The 16,251-nt window shown below is 70.7% G+C and carries 17 protein-coding genes; 9 read left to right on the top strand and 8 right to left on the bottom strand.

What is annotated here, in order from left to right:
- Position 1: 1 nt before the first annotated feature.
- The 6 genes from ACIPY8_RS03300 to ACIPY8_RS03275 all read left to right on the top strand — a co-directional run bounded on the left by ACIPY8_RS03300 (position 2) and on the right by ACIPY8_RS03275 (position 5,830).
- Complete coding sequence (locus ACIPY8_RS03300; RefSeq protein WP_400814921.1) at positions 2-523, top strand: hypothetical protein; 522 nt, start codon at positions 2-4, stop codon at positions 521-523.
- A gap of 165 nt (positions 524-688) precedes the next feature.
- Positions 689-2,089, top strand: a complete 1,401-nt coding sequence (locus ACIPY8_RS03295) for a cell division initiation protein (RefSeq protein WP_400814918.1) — start codon at positions 689-691, stop codon at positions 2,087-2,089.
- 147 nt (positions 2,090-2,236) lie between these two features.
- A complete protein-coding gene (locus ACIPY8_RS03290) occupies positions 2,237-3,127 on the top strand; it encodes an ABC transporter ATP-binding protein (protein ID WP_400814916.1) in 891 nt (296 codons plus the stop codon).
- Positions 3,124-3,960 carry an ABC transporter permease gene (locus ACIPY8_RS03285; RefSeq protein WP_400814914.1) on the top strand — a complete coding sequence of 279 codons (837 nt, stop codon included), beginning with the start codon at positions 3,124-3,126 and terminating at the stop codon, positions 3,958-3,960. Before ACIPY8_RS03290 ends, ACIPY8_RS03285 begins: the two co-directional genes overlap by 4 nt.
- A 62-nt stretch (positions 3,961-4,022) precedes the next feature.
- Positions 4,023-5,210 carry a sensor histidine kinase gene (locus ACIPY8_RS03280; RefSeq protein ID WP_400814912.1) on the top strand — a complete coding sequence of 396 codons (1,188 nt, stop codon included), beginning with the start codon at positions 4,023-4,025 and terminating at the stop codon, positions 5,208-5,210.
- Positions 5,207-5,830 (top strand): response regulator, encoded by a 624-nt coding sequence (locus tag ACIPY8_RS03275; RefSeq protein ID WP_400814910.1) that lies wholly within the window; start codon positions 5,207-5,209, stop codon positions 5,828-5,830. The genes ACIPY8_RS03280 and ACIPY8_RS03275 overlap by 4 nt, the downstream gene beginning before the upstream one ends.
- Positions 5,831-5,857: 27 nt before the next feature.
- Here the strand turns inward: ACIPY8_RS03275 and ACIPY8_RS03270 are convergent, their stop codons facing one another.
- The 7 genes from ACIPY8_RS03270 to ACIPY8_RS03240 form a co-directional block, all read right to left on the bottom strand.
- On the bottom strand, positions 5,858-6,973 hold the full coding sequence (locus tag ACIPY8_RS03270) for a fatty acid desaturase family protein (protein WP_400817636.1): 1,116 nt from the start codon (positions 6,971-6,973) through the stop codon (positions 5,858-5,860).
- Between the two features lie 149 nt (positions 6,974-7,122).
- Positions 7,123-7,407 (bottom strand): hypothetical protein, encoded by a 285-nt coding sequence (locus ACIPY8_RS03265; RefSeq protein ID WP_400814908.1) that lies wholly within the window; start codon positions 7,405-7,407, stop codon positions 7,123-7,125.
- 189 nt (positions 7,408-7,596) lie between these two features.
- Positions 7,597-7,989, bottom strand: coding sequence for a twin-arginine translocase TatA/TatE family subunit (locus tag ACIPY8_RS03260; protein WP_400814906.1), 393 nt, complete (start codon positions 7,987-7,989; stop codon positions 7,597-7,599).
- Between the two features lie 2 nt (positions 7,990-7,991).
- Complete coding sequence (gene tatC / locus ACIPY8_RS03255) at positions 7,992-8,789, bottom strand: twin-arginine translocase subunit TatC (protein WP_400814904.1); 798 nt, start codon at positions 8,787-8,789, stop codon at positions 7,992-7,994.
- Between the two features lie 2 nt (positions 8,790-8,791).
- Positions 8,792-9,016 (bottom strand): twin-arginine translocase TatA/TatE family subunit, encoded by a 225-nt coding sequence (gene tatA / locus ACIPY8_RS03250; protein ID WP_400814902.1) that lies wholly within the window; start codon positions 9,014-9,016, stop codon positions 8,792-8,794.
- 45 nt (positions 9,017-9,061) lie between these two features.
- Positions 9,062-10,042, bottom strand: coding sequence for an intradiol ring-cleavage dioxygenase (locus ACIPY8_RS03245; protein WP_400814900.1), 981 nt, complete (start codon positions 10,040-10,042; stop codon positions 9,062-9,064).
- An 88-nt stretch (positions 10,043-10,130) separates the two neighbouring features.
- The gene (locus tag ACIPY8_RS03240) at positions 10,131-11,312 is read right to left on the bottom strand and encodes a low temperature requirement protein A (RefSeq protein ID WP_400817634.1); all 1,182 of its coding nucleotides are present in this window, start codon (positions 11,310-11,312) and stop codon (positions 10,131-10,133) included.
- A gap of 315 nt (positions 11,313-11,627) precedes the next feature.
- Between ACIPY8_RS03240 and ACIPY8_RS03235 the strand changes: the two genes are divergently transcribed.
- Both ACIPY8_RS03235 and ACIPY8_RS03230 read left to right on the top strand, forming a co-directional pair.
- On the top strand, positions 11,628-13,160 hold the full coding sequence (locus ACIPY8_RS03235) for a sugar transferase (protein WP_400814898.1): 1,533 nt from the start codon (positions 11,628-11,630) through the stop codon (positions 13,158-13,160).
- 4 nt (positions 13,161-13,164) lie between these two features.
- Positions 13,165-14,331 (top strand): DUF1972 domain-containing protein, encoded by a 1,167-nt coding sequence (locus tag ACIPY8_RS03230; protein ID WP_400814896.1) that lies wholly within the window; start codon positions 13,165-13,167, stop codon positions 14,329-14,331.
- A gap of 16 nt (positions 14,332-14,347) precedes the next feature.
- Here ACIPY8_RS03230 and ACIPY8_RS03225 read toward each other — a convergent pair whose 3' ends face one another.
- Positions 14,348-14,938 (bottom strand): hypothetical protein, encoded by a 591-nt coding sequence (locus tag ACIPY8_RS03225; protein WP_400814894.1) that lies wholly within the window; start codon positions 14,936-14,938, stop codon positions 14,348-14,350.
- A 131-nt stretch (positions 14,939-15,069) separates the two neighbouring features.
- Between ACIPY8_RS03225 and ACIPY8_RS03220 the strand changes: the two genes are divergently transcribed.
- On the top strand, positions 15,070-16,251 hold the full coding sequence (locus tag ACIPY8_RS03220) for a glycosyltransferase (RefSeq protein WP_400814892.1): 1,182 nt from the start codon (positions 15,070-15,072) through the stop codon (positions 16,249-16,251).

Here is a 16,251-nt window from a genome sequence, read left to right as displayed (position 1 = left end):
GGTGGACAACCCGCTCGTCATCGGCGCCCTGATCGTGGTCATCATCGTGGCGGCCATGCTCGCGCCCCGCTGGATCCGCCGATCGTCGGGCTCGACCGGACGTCGGGCGGGCCGCCGCTTCGAAGAGGACCGCCTGCTCGAGATCCTCGACGATCTCGGGGCGACGCTCGTGCTGCACACCTCCCCCGACGCCGCACGCTCGATCGTCGACGGCGTCGTGCGCCGCGACCCTCGACGGTTCACCGCCCTCGGCGACGGCGTCTACGGCATCCGCTTCCTCGAGCCCGACGACGCGGTCGCGCGGCTCGTCCCCGTGCCCGACGGCATGCGCCTGCAGATGGAGCGGTTCGGGGAGCATCTGGGCCGTCCGAACACGAGCGGCTTCTGGAACGACTTGCGCGCCCGGGTCCTCGAGGAGGCCGCAGGGCAGGGCGTCGCCGCCACCGTCCCGGAGGCTCCGCAGCGGTTCGACCGTCTCGACGGAGACCCGCCCACCTGGGTGCTCGTCACCCCGCCTGACTGACGCCCCCTGCCCCACGGCAGCCCTCCGCACATCGGGTGGGCGGATCAGGCCCGACGCAACTAGGCTGTGCAGTGTCGTCGGTGCGCCGTTCGCGCCCGTCGACGTCACGGCACCACGCCTCATCACAGTTCTCCCTCCCTGTGACACGCGCCGGAAAGGCTGACCATGAGTGAAACTCCCCCCAACGACCGCACCCCGGACTTCTTCGACAAGCTGATCGAGGACGCCCCGCGCGAGCAGCCGCAGCAGCAGCAGAGCGGGTTCACCGCCTCGTTCCGCGGCTACGACAAGGCCGAGGTCGACGCCGCCCTCAGCACTCTGCGCAACCAGCTGCAGCAGGCCAAGGCCGATCTCGCCGATGCCGAAGCGCGGCACGAGGACGCCGTCGAGTCGGTGCGCGACGAGGAGCGCAGCGCGCGAGAGGCGCTGGAGGCCGAGCTGACCGCCGCCAAGGCCCAGGCCGACGCCGCCGAGCAGCAGGTGACGACCCTCACGAACGAGCTCGTCGACGCCCCGCGCGCCGAGGGCAAGGACGCCCCGTCGCGCGAGCAGTTCGAGACGATCCTCCGCGTCGCCGAGGAGCAGGCCAACGTCCTGATCCAGAACGCCGCGGTGCAGGCCGACCGCCTCATGGCGGCCGCCCGTGAGGAGGTCACCGCGCAGCGCGCCGAGGCCGACGCCGACGTCACGCGCATCCTCGCGCAGGCGCAGCACGACGCCGACCAGGTGCGCCTCAAGATCGACACCGAGTACACGGCGCACGAGGCGACCATCGAGCGCGAGGCCGCGCACGCCGCCGAGAAGGTGCACCAGGCCTCGCAGGAGGCCACCGCGATCCGCACCGAGGCCGAGAAGGGCGCCGCCGCGCTCCGTTCGCTCGTGACCCGCGAGACCACGCAGCTGCGCGCGGACGCGGAGCGCGAGGTGCGCGAGATGAACGCCCGCGTCCTGGAGTTCGAGGAGACGCTCACGCGCCGCCAGGACGACGCGCAGCAGGAGTTCCTCGTGCTGCACAACCAGGCCGTCGCCCACGCCGAGCGCATCACGACGGACGCGAACGAGCAGGTCGCCGCCTCGCTCGACCATGCCCAGCGCATCTCGGCCAAGGCCGACGACTACGAGCGTCTGATGCGCTCGCAGGCGCAGACGATCGAGGCCGACGCGCAGGTGCGCGCCCGTGACGCCCTGGACCGCGCCCGCGTGAAGTCGCAGAAGATCGTCGACTCCGTCACCCAGCACACCTCCACGGTGCTGCGCGACGCCGAGGACCACGCGCGTCAGCTCCGCTGGCAGCAGCAGCAGCTCGCCAGCTTCATGGCCGAGGTGCGCGAGCTCATCCGCCCGGACGGCGTCTTCAGCGACGACCCGTCCGCGATCGCCGTGCCGCGCACGGACGACGAGATCGCCGAGGACGAGGCCGTCGACGCCGGGCTCCTCGACGAGGCGTCCGAGTCCGGCGACGAGGAGTTCCTCGGCGATGAGGCGCTCGACGACGAGGACACCGAGACGATCGACGGCAAGATCACGATCGAGGTCGTCGACGCCGACGAGAAGGCCTCGCGCTGAGCATCCGGCTCCGGTGATCCCGGGGGCGCGGACGGTTCCTCCGTCCGCGCCCCCGATCCGTTCCGGCGCACCTCCCCCGATCGGTGGATGCCGGGATCCGTCGCTCCACGGCTACCGCGACGGCGCCCGCAGGGGCACGCTGGAGTCATGACAGACAGCAGCGTGATCGAGGTCCGCGACCTCCGCAAGTCGTACGGCGGTTTCACCGCGGTCGACGGCATCACCTTCGACATCCGGCGCGGCGAGACCTTCGCCCTGCTGGGGCCGAACGGCGCCGGCAAGTCCACGACGATCGAGATCCTCGAGGGCTACCGCCACCGCACGTCCGGCGAGGTCACGGTGCTCGGCGTCGACCCGCAGCACGGCAGGCTCGACTGGAAGGCGCGACTCGGCATCGTGCTGCAGTCCACCGGAGAGGCCGGCAGCTTCACGGTGCGCGAGCTCCTGACCGAGTTCGCCGGCTACTACCCGCGTCCGCGCGACGTCGACGAGGTCATCGCGGCCGTCGGCCTGGAGCAGAAGCAGCGCGTCCGAGCCGGGCGCCTCTCCGGAGGTCAGCAGCGGCGCCTCGACGTCGCGCTCGGGATCATCGGGCACCCCGAGCTGCTGTTCCTCGACGAGCCGACCACGGGGTTCGACCCCGAGGCGCGGCGCCAGTTCTGGGACCTCATCCGCTCGCTCAAGGCGGAGGGCACGAGCATCCTCCTCACGACCCACTATCTCGACGAGGCCGCGCAGCTCGGCGACCGGGCCGCGGTGATCGTCGGCGGACGACTCGCCGCGATCGGGGAGATCGACGAGATCGGCGGTGCGGCCGCCCGGACGCCGATGGTGCGGTGGCGGGATGCCGCAGGAGTCCTGCGGCAGGAGCGCACGACCGCACCGGGCGCCCTGGTCGCGGACCTGCACCGCGACGGCGGCGAGCCGCGCGACCTCGAAGTCATCCGCCCCACGCTCGAGGACGTGTACCTCGAGCTCATCCGCGAGCACGGCGCCGCCGACGAACGGCCGCTCGCCGAGGCGAAGGAGACGTCATGAGCACCGCGACCCCGACCGCCGCGACGTTCGGCCCCGCGCGCACCGTCCGCCTCGGCATCCGACGCATCGGGTTCGAGCTGCGCCAGTACTTCCGCGCCGGCGACCAGGTGTTCTTCACCTTCCTGTTCCCCACCGTGATGTATCTGATCTTCGCCACGATCTTCACGGGCGACATCGGCCAGGGACCGGACGCCGTCAGCATGGCGACCTACTACCTGCCCGGACTCGTCGCCGGCGGCATCCTGCTGTCCGGCGTGCAGGGGCTGTCGATCGAGATCGCCGTGGAGAAGAGCGACGGCACGCTGAAGCGCCTCGGCAGTACGCCGATCTCGCCCGTCACGTACTTCCTCGGCAAGATCGGCCAGGTGTTCGTGACCGCGATCCTGCAGATCGGGCTCCTCATGGCGGTCGCGGTGATCGTGTACCGGGTCGACCTGCCGAGCGACGCGGAGGCGTGGGCGCGGTTCGCATGGGTGTTCGTCCTCGGTCTGCTGTGCTGCTGCCTCCTGGGCATCGCGCTCTCGGCCGTCCCTCGATCGGGCAAGACCGCCTCGGCCGTCGTGATCCCCGTGGTGCTGCTGCTGCAGTTCGTGTCCGGCGTGTACATCGCGTTCTCGACGCTGCCGGAGTGGCTGCAGAACGTGTCGGCCGTGTTCCCGTTGAAGTGGATCGCGCAGGGGATGCGCGCGGCGCTGCTGCCCGACTCCTTCCGGGCGGCCGAGCAGGGCGGGGAGTGGCAGCTCGGCCTCGTCGCGATCGCGCTCGCGGTGTGGCTCCTGATCGGTGCCGTGCTCAGCCGGGCGACGTTCCGCTGGATCCGCCGCGACGGATGAGCGTCGCGGCGGCGGTCGACGGCGTCCGTGGAGGAGACGACGTCCGTGGAAGAGTGGGACGCATGAGTCGCGGCATCCGCAGAGAGCGCCTCGGGTGGGACATCGCCGCGAGCGCGCTGCTCGTCGCCGTGTCGGCTCTGACGTTCGCGTTGCCGGAGCGGTTCCCCGGTGCGCGCGGAGTCCTGATAGGGATCGCGATCGCGGTTTTCCTCGTCTACGCGCTCGGCGCCCGTCCGTACGTCGGCATCCACGACGGGGTTCAGGATCCGTCTGCGACGACCTCCGCCGTGCTGCAGGTGTCGCTCGTCGCGCTGCTGGCGCTCGGTGTGGCGTTCGAGCCGAACATGCTGATCCTGCAGACCCTCGTCCTGCCGCTCCTGTGGATGACGTCCGTCACCACGCGGCAGGCGGTCCTCGTGACGATCGGCAACGGACTGATCCTGACGGTCGCCTACTCCGCCTGGGGCGGATTCCGCCTCGACGCCGTCGCCGCCGGAGCGCTGACCTGCGGACTGTCGACCGCCTTCAGCCTCGCGCTCGGCCTGTGGATCACACGGATCGCGGAGTGGGGCGTCCAGCGGCAGCGTCTCCTGGCCGAGCTCACCGCCACCCAGGCGGGGCTCGAGACCGCGAGCCGTGAAGCCGGAGCGATGGCGGAGCGGGCGCGGCTGGCCCGCGACGTGCACGACACGATCGCGCAGAGCCTCACCAGCATCGTGATGCTCGCGGAGCGGGCGAAGGTCGACGGCTCCCCCGCGGCGATCGGACTCATCGAGGACGCTGCGCGGGATGCGCTGCTGGAGGCCAGGGCGCTCGTCGCGGAGACCTCGCCCGCTCCGGCGGCGGACTCGCTGTCGGAGGCGCTGCGCCGCCTCGCCGATCGCTTCACCCGGGAGACCGGCATCCGCATCGACGTGACGGCGTCAGACGTCGCTCTGCCACGCGACGTGCAGGTCGTGCTCCTGCGCTGCGCCCAGGAGGGGCTCGCGAACGTGCGGAAGCATTCCGGCGCAGCCGGGGTGTCCCTCGTGCTCGCCGTCGACGATCAGGCCTCCCTGCGCATCCGCGACGACGGGCGCGGGCTGGGCGGAGTGTCGATCGACGACGACCTCGGGTTCGGGCTCGCCGGCATGCGCGAGCGCGTCTCCCTCGTCGGCGGCAGCCTCACGGTGGTCGACGGCGCCGAGCACGGGACCGATCTGACCGTGAGCATCCCGCTCTCCCCCGCCACCATCCCGGAGGTGCCGTGATCCGCGTGATCGTCGCCGACGACCATCCGATCGTCCGCTCGGGCATCGTCGGACTGCTCGATCTCGACCCCGGTGTCGAGGTCGTGGGCCAGGCCGGCGACGGCGCCGAAGCCGTCGCGCTGGCCGCGGATCTGCGACCGGACGTCGTGCTCATGGACCTGCGCATGCCCGGTGTCTCGGGCATCGAAGCGACCTCGAGGCTCACCGTCGAGCTCCCGGGCGTGCGGGTGCTCATGCTGACGACCTACGAGACCGACGACGACATCCTCGGCGCCATCGAGGCGGGGGCGAGCGGGTACCTGCTCAAGGCAGCCCCGCACGAGGAGATCGTGGCCGGTATCCGCGCCGTCGCCGAGGGCCACACGGTCCTCGCTCCGTCCATCGCCGCGACGCTCGTGACCCGGATGCGCACGGAACGGGCCGAGCGCCCGCAGCTCACTCCGCGTGAGCTCGAGGTCCTGCGGCTCGTCGCGGCGGGACGCAGCAACCCCGAGATCGCGCGCGAGCTGTTCATCGGCGAGGCCACGGTCAAGACCCACCTGATCCACGTGTTCGAGAAGCTCGGGGTCTCCGACCGCACGCGCGCGGTCACGCTCGCGCTGGAGCTCGGGCTGCTCTGAGGACCGGCGGCTCGACCGGACCCGACGCTAGGCGCGGCCGAACTGCGCCGATGCGGGGCAGTCGAACGGATCGCGCGCGGCGAGGCCGACGCGGTTCAGATACGCGATCACGATGGCGTACGACTGGCCGAGGCTCGTCTCCGTGTACGGCACGTCGTTCGCGGCGCAGTAGTCGCGCACGATCTCGCGGGCCTTGGACAGGTGCGGGCGCGGCATGTTCGGGAACAGGTGATGCTCGACCTGGTAGTTGAGGCCGCCCATCAGCCACGTCGCCCACCAGCCGCCGCGGATGTTGCGCGAGGTGCGCACCTGCTTCGAGAAGAAGTCGAGGCGGGCACTCGGGTCGATGATCGGCATGCCCTTGTGGTTCGGGGCGAACGACGCCCCCATGTACACCCCGAACACCGCGAGCTGCACGCCCATGAAGGCGAACGCCATGCCGAGCGGCAGGAGCAGGAACACCGGGACGAGCACGATCGCGAAGCGCGCGGCGATGAGTCCGAGCTCCGTCCAGCGGCCCTTCGCCTTCCTGCTCGTCGCGAGGTGCTTGATGCCGAGGTAGTGGAGGTTGAGCCCCTCGAGGGTGAGGAGCGGGAAGAACAGCCAGCCCTGGCGGCGGGTGATCATGCGGATGAAGCCCCGCGACTTCGCGGCATCCGTCTCGAGGAACGAGATCGTGTCGACCTGGATGTCCGGATCCTTGCCGACCTGGTTCGGGTTGCCGTGGTGCTTGGTGTGTTTGGAGTCCCACCAGGCGTAGCTGATGCCCACGACGCCCGCGGCGAGGATGCGCGCGAGGCGGAAGTTCGCCGGACCGGAGTCGAGGATCTGCCGGTGCGCGGCCTCGTGCGCGAGGAAAGCCACCTGGGTGAGGATGACGCCGAGCGCCGCAGCCATGAGCAACTGGAACCAGCTGTCGCCGAGCAGGATGAATCCCGTCACGACTCCGCCGAGCGCCACGACCAGGCCCGCGGCGACGAGCACGTAGAACCACCGAGCGCGCTGCAGCAGACCGGTCTCGCGCACGACCTGCGACACCTGCTTGTAGGCGTGCGTCATGGGCGGGAACTCGGCGGTTCCGGAGTAGGTCTGTCGGATCGGTCCGAGGGTGGCCGAGGTGTCGGCCTGTGCGAGGGAGATGATGCTCTCCTGACGATCGGGAGCCCGTGAGCTGTGGAAAGCCCAAGGCAGATCGCCCAACGCTTACCTGAGGCTAACCCGCGCCCTATACGCCTCAGGGAATACTTCGGTGTTGCACCGGAGTCTCCCAGGTCGCCGGTGCTGTGCGCCGATCAGGCGCGAGCGCGGCGAGGGCGCCGACGCAGGACGCGCGGCAGGGCGAACGGGAACGTCAGCGGACGCCGTGCGGGTTCGCGCGCATCCTCGAGGGCGTCACGGGCGGCGTCGAGCGTCTCGAAGACGCCGAGCTCGACGCCACGGTGGTCGTGCACGAGGTGCGCCGTGCCGTCGAACTCGACGAAGCCGGCGAACTCGCCGGCGCGCGTCGCGACGTGCACGTCGATGTCGGCCTGCTTCCAGGTCAACGGGTCGGAGGGCGGGAAGGTGGTCATGGTCATGCGGTACTCATTGCTGTGCGGCGGGCGCGCATCCGCGGCCCGCAAGTCATGAGATCGAGGGCGGAAGCCGCGCGCGTCGATGTGCGTGGTCCGGAATGGCCCTGATCAGTGGCTCCGTGGTGGTCCAGAGGGGGACACAGCCGCACGGTGCATCGAGCAGTCTAGCAGGTCGAGGCAGATCGTGCCGGGTCAGTCCTCTGCGGCGACCCAGACGCGACGCGGATGCCCGGACGAGCCCTCCACGGCCCAGGTACCCGCGGCGGGCGTCGCGTCGGTCGTCGCGGGGTCGGCGACCCCGGCGTCCGCGGGCATCCGCTCCCCCGCCGCGCCCTCGGCGTCCCAGGCCTCCCGGATGATGCGACGCGGGTCGTAGCGACGCGGATCCAGCGCGCGCCAGTCGTCGCGGATGGTCGACGCTCCGGTCTCCTCCTCGACGCGTCGGGCGGCCTCGCGCGCGATCCGCGTGGCCTGTCCGATCAGGGCGGCCAGCCGAGCCGCGGCTCCGGGGAGTCGTCGCGGACCGATGATCACGGCCGCGAGCAGCGCGACGAGGAACAGCTTCTCGATCGTGAGTCCGAACACGGTCAGTCCTCCGTCACGGGGTCGGATGCGGATGCCGTCCGACGGGCGACCGCACGGTCGTGCCACCACGCGATCAGGAGCGCAGCGAGGAAGAGCAGCGCCATCGGCGCGGCGACGAGGAACATCGACAGGGCATCGGCCGCCGGGGTCACGATCGCGCTGAACAGCACGATCGCCACGACGACGATGCGCCAGCTCGCGGCTATCGACCGGGCGGGCAGCGCGCCCAGGAGGTTCAGCACCACCACGAACACCGGGAGCACGAAGGCGATGCCGGTGGCGAGCACGATCTTGAGGATGAAGTCGACGTACGCCGAGGCCTGCAGGAGGGTGCTGTCCTCGGTCGAGGCGAAGCCGGCGAGGAGCTCGACCATGTGCGGGAACAGCAGGAACCCGGTCGTGCAGCCGATCGCGAAGAGCGGGACCGATGCCGCGACGAAGCCGAACGTGTACCGCTTCTCACGCCGATCGAGGCCGGGCGCGAGGAAGGCGAGCATCTCGAACATCCAGACGGGGCTCGACAGGGCGACACCGGCGAACAGCGCGATCGTGAGCTTGAGGTCGAAGGCGCCCGTGACGCTGTCGTAGTTGAGGCTCGCGTCCCGGGAGGCGGCGAGCGCCTCGATCGGACCCCGCACGAGGTCCATGATCCGGTCGGACAGCAGGTAGCCCGCCGCGACCCCCACGAGGAGGGCGATCGCGGCGCGGGAGGCGCGGGTGCGCGCCTCCCGCAGGTGCGCGGAGAGCGGCATCCGGAGTCCGGTCCCGGCCTCCGCCGTCATCGCGGCGAGCGTGCTCACGGCTACTCCCCGGCGTGGAGTGCCGGGCGCACCGGGTCGGGGGTCGAGGTCGTCGACGCCCCCACCGTCTGTGCGGCTCCGGCGCCGGGCTCGGCGACCTCGGACTTGAGGATGCGCAGGGACTGGCCGACGCTGCGCGCGAGCGCCGGGAGCTTGGCGGCGCCGAACACGAGGACGACGATCGCGAGGATGATGAGGGCGTGCCAGCCCGTGAGGTTCTGCAGCATGGTTCTCTCCGTTCGGGAAGGGGTGGGGTTGCGGGATCGGCGGGGTCAGCGTGCGGGCGGCTCCCCGCCCCCTCCGGGTGCGCCGCCGGGGCCGCCTGAGCCGCCGGAGGGGGCCGAGCCGGCGCTGGGGGTCGTGGTCGTGTCGACCGCGACGACGAGACTCGCGATGTATCCGCCGGCGGTGTCGCCGGAGATCGTCGCGAGCTGCAGGGCTGCCGCGTCGTCGCCGAACACGTTGTCGCTGTCGAGGCTCGTCTGGGAGAGGTTCTGCGCGGAGCCGTCGTACCGGGAGTCGGCGTACACCGCCGAGCAGGTGTCCTCGGGCAGGGCCATCTGCGACGTGGCGATCGCGTTGGCCGAGTCCGTGATCGAGTCGACGTCGGGATACACCTCGAAGTGGATGTGCGGCCAACGGCCCGAGTAGCAGCCCGGGAACACCGAGGTGAAGGAGACGCGCCCGTCGGCGTCGGCCACCTGCACCCCGCGCAGGTACGTGACGTCGTAGAGGCCCGACGAGTACATCGAGTACTCGCCGCCCGCGGTGCAGTGCCACGCGTAGACCGCGACGCCCTCGAACGGGACGTTCCCGTTCGCCCTGTCGAGCACCTGGAACTCGAACGTCAGCGGGATGCCGTCGGCGGTCGCTCCGCCGTCGATCGAGGTCGTGATGTCCTGCCGGACGATGCCGGTCTCCTCGAGCACGTCGGGGCCGTTGGAGCCGTCGCCCGGGTAGGGGCCGGCCGTCTCGTCGGGGATCTCCCCCGCGGGCGTGGTCGTCGAACCGGACGTGCTGTCGGGCGTGGGCGTGGCCGTGGCCGTCGAGCTGGAGGCCGCGGGGGCGCACGCCGCGAGGACGACGGCTCCGACGCCGAGGCCGGCGAGGCCGAGCACGCCTCGTCGCGACACGAGCGTGCGGATGTCGAATGCGACTCCCTGGTCGACGACCTCCTCGTCGACCCGGTCGAGGAGACGACCTTCGTACGTGGGGCCCTCGGGGGTCTGGACGGGCTCGGGGATGCGGCTCATGATCGTGCTCCTCTCGGGGACTGGGTTGTCGATGACCCCATCGTCACGGAGCGGACGATCAGCGAGCTATGTCGCGTCTATGTGAAATCTATGAAGCTCGGGTCTCGGCGCGCCGCTCGACCGGTGGACGCAGCACGAGCACCACCACGACCCCGACCATGACCACTGCCGTGATGGCGACCGGGATCGGGAGGACCGGGTCGAGCAGCACGAGCGCCGCCCCCAGCGGGACGACCGTGTTCACGACGGCGTCCGCGTTCTCCCTGATCGCGATCCACCAGACGCCGAGGAGGAAGACCGCGATCGGGACGGTCACGGTGAAGGAGGCGACGGCGCTCGACAGATGGCTCTCCCCCGTCAGCACGTCGAGCTCGACCTCGATGCCGGCCGAGAACGCGGCCGCCGCGGCGAACACGAAGTAGTGCGTGTAGCCGTAGCGCAGCGAGCGGGAGAACGTCGTGATGGCACGGTGGTGCGGCGGCCAGAAGTAGATCCACCACAGCGAGGCCGTCACCACGAGCGTGAGCACGGAGATGGAGATCAGCGGCGCGAAGGACTCCAGCTCGTGGCTCGCGTCGATGATGGCGTTGGCCGAGGCGAGCAGGCTCTCCCCCAGCACGATCAGGGTGAACAGCCCGTAGCGCTCGGTGATGTGGTGCGGATGCCAGGGCGTCTGCCTGCGGTACTCCGCGAAGATCGGGATGCCGACCTCGATGAGCGCGAAGGCGACGAAGGCGACGAGCTGCGCCGGTCCCGCGGGGATCAGCAGGAACAGCACCCACAGCACCTGCACGCCGGCGATGCCGAACGCGTAGCGCCGCGCGGCCCCGCGCAGCTCCCCGGCTCCCCGCGAGGCGCGGAGCCACTGCGCGATCATCGCCACCCGCATCACGACGTAGCCGAGGACCGGGACGGTGAAGTCGCCGTGCTCGAATGCCGCGGGCACCCCGGCCGCGAGGACGAGCACGCCGCCCATCTGCACGATCGTCGTGATGCGGTAGAGCCAGTCGTCCGTGTCGAACGACGTCGCGAACCAGGTGAAGTTCATCCACGCCCACCAGATCGCGAAGAACACCATGGCGTAGGACGTGATCCCGTGCACGAAGTCGGCGTGCCCGAGCGCGTGGTGCAGCTGCGCCGAGGCGATGCTCACCGCCACGACGAAGACCAGGTCGAAGAACAACTCGAGAGAACTGGCCGCCCTGTGCGGCTGCGACGGGTCTCGAGGCCGCATGCGGCTGAGATGGAAACGGGGCGCCGTGGCGGTCATCACGCGGTCAGACTACCGATCCGTGATCCCGCTGTACGGGAGTATTGGAATATCGGTTCATCCACTCGCCGGAATTACCTTCCGCTGAACGGTCGGATCCGCTAGAGTGAACGAAGTCTGCAGTACCTGCTGCATGCACGCACCGTGTGGGACGGTGCGAGCGCCCGTGATGTGGGATCACGGATTCGGCAGGTCCCGAGGGGTCGGGTTGCGGACGATTCCGGGGACGTGGGGTTCCCGGTTCTGGGGAACACTGGGGAAACACATGTCGCATCGGGGATTTCTGCGTACATACACGGCTCACGAGGCCTCGGCATGACTTCCGTCGAGGATGCTCTGAGCATCACTCGCACGGGTTCGGTCTTCGCGCCGGTCGCCGCACCGCGAGCCACCAAGTCGGTCACGCGCACGGTGGTCACGCCGCGCGCGTCCGCAACGTTGGAGCGACGCCGCCAGTGGGAGCGGCGTTATCGGATGCGACTTCGGATCTCGGATGCTGGGGTCATCCTGTCCGCCGTCGCGATCACAGCAGCGATCCAGCTGATGTCCGGTGTCACAGGGGAAGAGGCCCTGAGGAACGGCATCCCGCTGGCTGCGCTCTGGTATCTGATGCTCAGCGCCCTGCATACCCGTGATGCAGCGCTGTTCCGCGCCAGCGCCACCGAGTACCGCGGTGTGGTGCACGCCACCGGACTGGCGTTTGGGATCATCGCCATGCTCGCTGTCGTGCTCGGCTGGCAGACGATGCAGCTGGTGCTGCTCGTCTGCCTGCCGCTCGGTGGTCTCTCCCTGCTCATCACCCGCTGGGTGTGGCGGAACTGGCTGGCGGCGCAGCGTGCGCGCGGACTCTTCGTCTCGCGCACGCTCGTCGTCGGCGACAAGGACGACGTCGAGTACGTCGTCCGCACCCTCCACCCGATCGGCGCCTCCGGCTATCAGGTCGTGGGAGCCACCCTGCTCGACGGGAACGCGCGCGACGTGGAGGTCGACGGCGCGCGGTTCCCGGTGGTCGGCAACGTCAACACGGTCTCGTCCGTCGCGGCCGAGTTCGGCGCCGACACGATCATCGTCGCGAGCCGCCCCGAGGGCGAGCCCGACTTCGTGAAGAAGCTCAGCTGGCAGCTCGAGGGCACGGCCGCGGAGCTCGTGCTCTCCAGCCGCCTCACCGACGTCGCGGGTCCCCGCATCTCGTTCGCCCCCGTCGAGGGCCTGCCCCTCATCCAGGTGCAGATCCCCTCGTACGAGGGCGGCCAGCACATCCTCAAGCGCGCGCTCGACATCGCCGTCGCCACGGTCGCGCTCATCCCGATCGCGCTGATCACCCCCGTGCTCGCGCTGCTCGTGAAGCTCGACTCCCCGGGACCGCTGTTCTTCCTCCAGGAGCGCGTCGGCCGCGACGGGCGGACGTTCCGCATCGTCAAGTTCCGCTCCATGAAGACCGATGCCGAGCAGCAGCTCGCCGCCCTCAAGGAGCAGAACCAGGGCGCGGGGCTGCTCTTCAAGATGAAGGACGACCCCCGTGTGACGCGGGTCGGGCGCATCCTCCGCAAGCTCTCGCTCGACGAGCTGCCGCAGTTCTGGAACGTTCTCGTCGGCGACATGAGCGTGGTCGGGCCGCGGCCCCCGCTCCCCAGCGAGGTCACGGCCTACGACGGCACCGTGTACCGCCGCCTGTACATCAAGCCCGGGATCACCGGCCTGTGGCAGGTCTCCGGCCGCAGCGACCTCTCCTGGGACGAGAGCGTGCGGCTCGACCTCCGCTACGTCGAGAACTGGTCGGTCATGAACGACCTGCAGATCATGTGGCGCACCGCCCGGGTCATGGTGCAGCCGAGCGGGGCATACTGATTCCATGAGCAAGGGGAACGCCCTCACCATCGCGATGGTGGGGACGCGGGGGGTGCCCGCGGCCTATGGAGGCTTCGAGACCGCGATCGAGGAGGTCGGACGACGCCTCGCCGACCGTGGACACGACGTCGTCGTGTACACGCGTGGATCGGAGAGCCGCGAGAAGGAGTACCTCGGCATGCGCGTCGTGCATCTGCCGGCGATCCCCGTCAAGCAGATCGAGACGCTCAGCCACACCGGGCTCTCGACCCTGCACCTGATGTTCCGGCGTCGGCCCGATGCCACGTTCGTGTTCAACGCGGCCAACTCGCCGTTCCTGCCCTTGCTGCGCCTGCGCCGAGCCCCGACGGCCCTGCACATGGACGGCCTGGAGTGGCGCCGGTCGAAGTGGGGCCCGCGCGGCAAGGCGTACTACCGCTGGGCGGAGCAGTTCGGCGTGCGCACCGGAGACGCGCTCATCGCCGACGCCCCCGGCATCGCCGACTACTACGCGCACCAGTTCCAGGTGCCCACCGAGATGATCCGCTACGGCGCACCCGTGCTCGAGTCCGTCGCCGAGGGCCGCATCGACGAGCTCGGCCTCACGGCGCAGGGCTATCACCTCGTCGTCGCACGCTTCGAGCCCGAGAACCACGTGCTGGAGATCGTCGAGGGGTATCGGCGCAGCTCTGCCACGCTCCCCCTCGTCGTGGTCGGCTCGGCCCCGTACAGCAGCGACTACACGCAGCGGATCCAGCGCGCGGCCGCCGGCGACGAGCGCATCCGTCTCCTCGGCGGCGTCTACGACCAGGAACTCCTCGACGCCCTCTACTTCCACGCCCTCACGTACGCACACGGCCACTCCGTCGGCGGCACGAATCCCTCCCTGCTGCGCGCGATGGGCGCCGGCACGGCCGTGATCGCCTTCGACGTCTCGTTCAACCGCGAGGTCCTCGACGGCGAGGGGTGGTTCTTCACCGCGCCGGAGGCCGCGGCGAGCGCGTTCGAGGATGCCGAAGACGACGTCGTCCGCACGCGCGAGCTCGGCGAGAGCGCTCGACGTCGCGCACGGGAGGCCTTCCGCTGGGACGACGTCGCCGACGCCTACGAGGATCTCGCTCGTCGCCTCGCCTCCGGGCACAGCGTGCACCGCGTCGCACGGAGGGCGCGCCGCCGCGCGCAGGAGTGGTGAGCCGCGCGGACCGGACTCAGGTCGCCGGGGCGAGGTCGCGCCGCAGTCGCGCGGCGAGGAGCCGCGTGTCGGCGGCCGCCTTCTCGAGACCCTTCCGGTGCGCACGCGTGCCGAGCTGGTGCACGTCGACCACGTCGAGCGGGTCGTCGGCACGGCGCCACGGCAGCGACGACGGCGTGGGCAGGTCGAGGGTCCCCCGACGCGAGTCCAGCGCCGCCGCGTACTCGGCGAGCGAGGACGCCGTGATCCGCTGCTCACCGAGGAGCAGCGCCTCGCGCAGCGTGAAGGCCCGTGACCGCGCCTGGGGACGGAGCCGTGCGATCAGCGAGCGCTCTTCGAGCGACGCGGCGATCACGAGGTCGGCGACGTCGAGGTCCTCGGCCTCGAGGCGCACCGAGTGGTGGTCGGCGGCGGCCGGGACGATCTCGACGGACACCCGGCAGGCGCGGCGCCCCTCCGAGGCCACGGTGCCGACGGACTCCACCGCCCACTCGGAGGCGCCCAGCCCGAGCTCGCCCTCCGCGCGCAGAGCCTCCTGGAAGGCCGCGGCCATCAGCGGTGAGCGGCAGATGTTCTGCGCACACACGAACAACACGCTCTCAGTCATCCCGGTTCCCATCCCCAGCGTTCATCCTCGGGACCCCAGATCCCGGCGGCCCACCCATGAGCCCATGGACACGGTAAGAATGATCTCACACACCGCCGAGCCCGTCTCTGGCGGTCCGGCACAGGAAGGGGGTGAGGCTGCTCGTGCTCGTCCTCATCGCCCACCCCGGGGCTGAGCTCTACGGCGCGGACCGGGTCACCCTGGAATCCGCCGCCGGACTCGCCGCGGCCGGACACGACGTCGTCGCGGCGCTCCCCGAGCACGGTCCGCTCGGAGACGCGCTCGAGGAGCGCGGCGTGCGGGTCGTGGTCACCCGGATGTTCGTGCTGCGCAAGCAGCTCCTGCGCCCCCGGCACTGGCCGACGCTGATCTCGTCCGCGATCGGCGGTCTCGTCGACTCGTGGCGTCTCGTCTCGCGCCACCGTCCGGACGCCGCGTACGTCAGTACCGTGATCCTCCCCCACTGGCCGCTTCTGCTGCGTCTGCGCCGGGTGCCGACGGTCACGCACGTGCACGAGGCCGAGTCCGGCACGCCGTGGGCCCTGCGCGCGTTCCTCTATCTTCCGCAGCTCTGGTCGCACGCCGTGGTCGCGAACAGCCGCTTCACGGCCGATCTCCTGCGCCGCTCGCTGCCGTCGCTGCGTCGTCGCATCCGCGTGGTGCTCAATCCGATCCCCGGTCCCGCGCAGACGACACCGCTCCGCGAGGCCCTCGACGGCATCCGCATCGGCTACGTCGGCCGACTCTCGCCGCGCAAAGCGCCGGACGTCGTGATCGGCGCGGTCGCCGTGCTGCGCGAGCGCGGACACGACGCCCGCCTCGACATCGTCGGCGACGTCTTCCGCGGATACGAGTGGTACTCGGCGGAGCTCGAGCGGCAGATCGCGGCCGAGGCGCTGACCGATGTCGTCACGCTGCACGGCTACGACGCGGACGTGTGGCCGCACGTCGCGCACTGCGACATCATGGTGGTGCCGTCGCGCACCGACGAATCGTTCGGCAACACGGCCGTCGAATCCGTGCTCGCGGGGCGTCCGGTCATCGTGAGCGATCTCGCCGGGCTGCGCGAGGCCGTCGACGGATATGCGACCGCCCGTGTCGTCCCCCCGGGGGACATCGCCGCGACCGCCGCCGCGGTCGAGGACCTCGTCGGCCACTGGCAGGCCGCCCGACAGGAGGCGCCGGACGCGGCCGCCACCGCGGCGACCAGGCACTCCATCGTCGGATATCACCAGCAGATCACGGAGACGATCGAGAGCGTCGCCGGAATGCGGCACACAGGGGAGAATAGCCACGGACGAGCCTCTTCGTGA

It is taken from the genome of Microbacterium sp. NPDC089696 (genome assembly GCF_044749125.1).
Taxonomy (GTDB): domain Bacteria; phylum Actinomycetota; class Actinomycetes; order Actinomycetales; family Microbacteriaceae; genus Microbacterium.
This window is presented reverse-complemented; position numbering and strand designations above follow the sequence as displayed.

Excerpts from the sequence above, each read along its gene's own strand:
- ACIPY8_RS03295 (WP_400814918.1), top strand. The coding sequence starts at position 689 with ATGAGTGAAACTCCCCCCAACGACCGCACCCCGGACTTCTTCGACAAG.
- ACIPY8_RS03290 (WP_400814916.1), top strand. The coding sequence starts at position 2,237 with ATGACAGACAGCAGCGTGATCGAGGTCCGCGACCTCCGCAAGTCGTAC.
- ACIPY8_RS03285 (WP_400814914.1), top strand. The coding sequence starts at position 3,124 with ATGAGCACCGCGACCCCGACCGCCGCGACGTTCGGCCCCGCGCGCACC.
- ACIPY8_RS03280 (WP_400814912.1), top strand. The coding sequence starts at position 4,023 with ATGAGTCGCGGCATCCGCAGAGAGCGCCTCGGGTGGGACATCGCCGCG.
- ACIPY8_RS03265 (WP_400814908.1), bottom strand. The coding sequence starts at position 7,407 with ATGACCATGACCACCTTCCCGCCCTCCGACCCGTTGACCTGGAAGCAG.
- tatA (WP_400814902.1), bottom strand. The coding sequence starts at position 9,016 with ATGCTGCAGAACCTCACGGGCTGGCACGCCCTCATCATCCTCGCGATC.
- ACIPY8_RS03245 (WP_400814900.1), bottom strand. The coding sequence starts at position 10,042 with ATGAGCCGCATCCCCGAGCCCGTCCAGACCCCCGAGGGCCCCACGTAC.
- ACIPY8_RS03240 (WP_400817634.1), bottom strand. The coding sequence starts at position 11,312 with ATGACCGCCACGGCGCCCCGTTTCCATCTCAGCCGCATGCGGCCTCGA.
- ACIPY8_RS03235 (WP_400814898.1), top strand. The coding sequence starts at position 11,628 with ATGACTTCCGTCGAGGATGCTCTGAGCATCACTCGCACGGGTTCGGTC.
- ACIPY8_RS03230 (WP_400814896.1), top strand. The coding sequence starts at position 13,165 with ATGAGCAAGGGGAACGCCCTCACCATCGCGATGGTGGGGACGCGGGGG.
- ACIPY8_RS03225 (WP_400814894.1), bottom strand. The coding sequence starts at position 14,938 with ATGACTGAGAGCGTGTTGTTCGTGTGTGCGCAGAACATCTGCCGCTCA.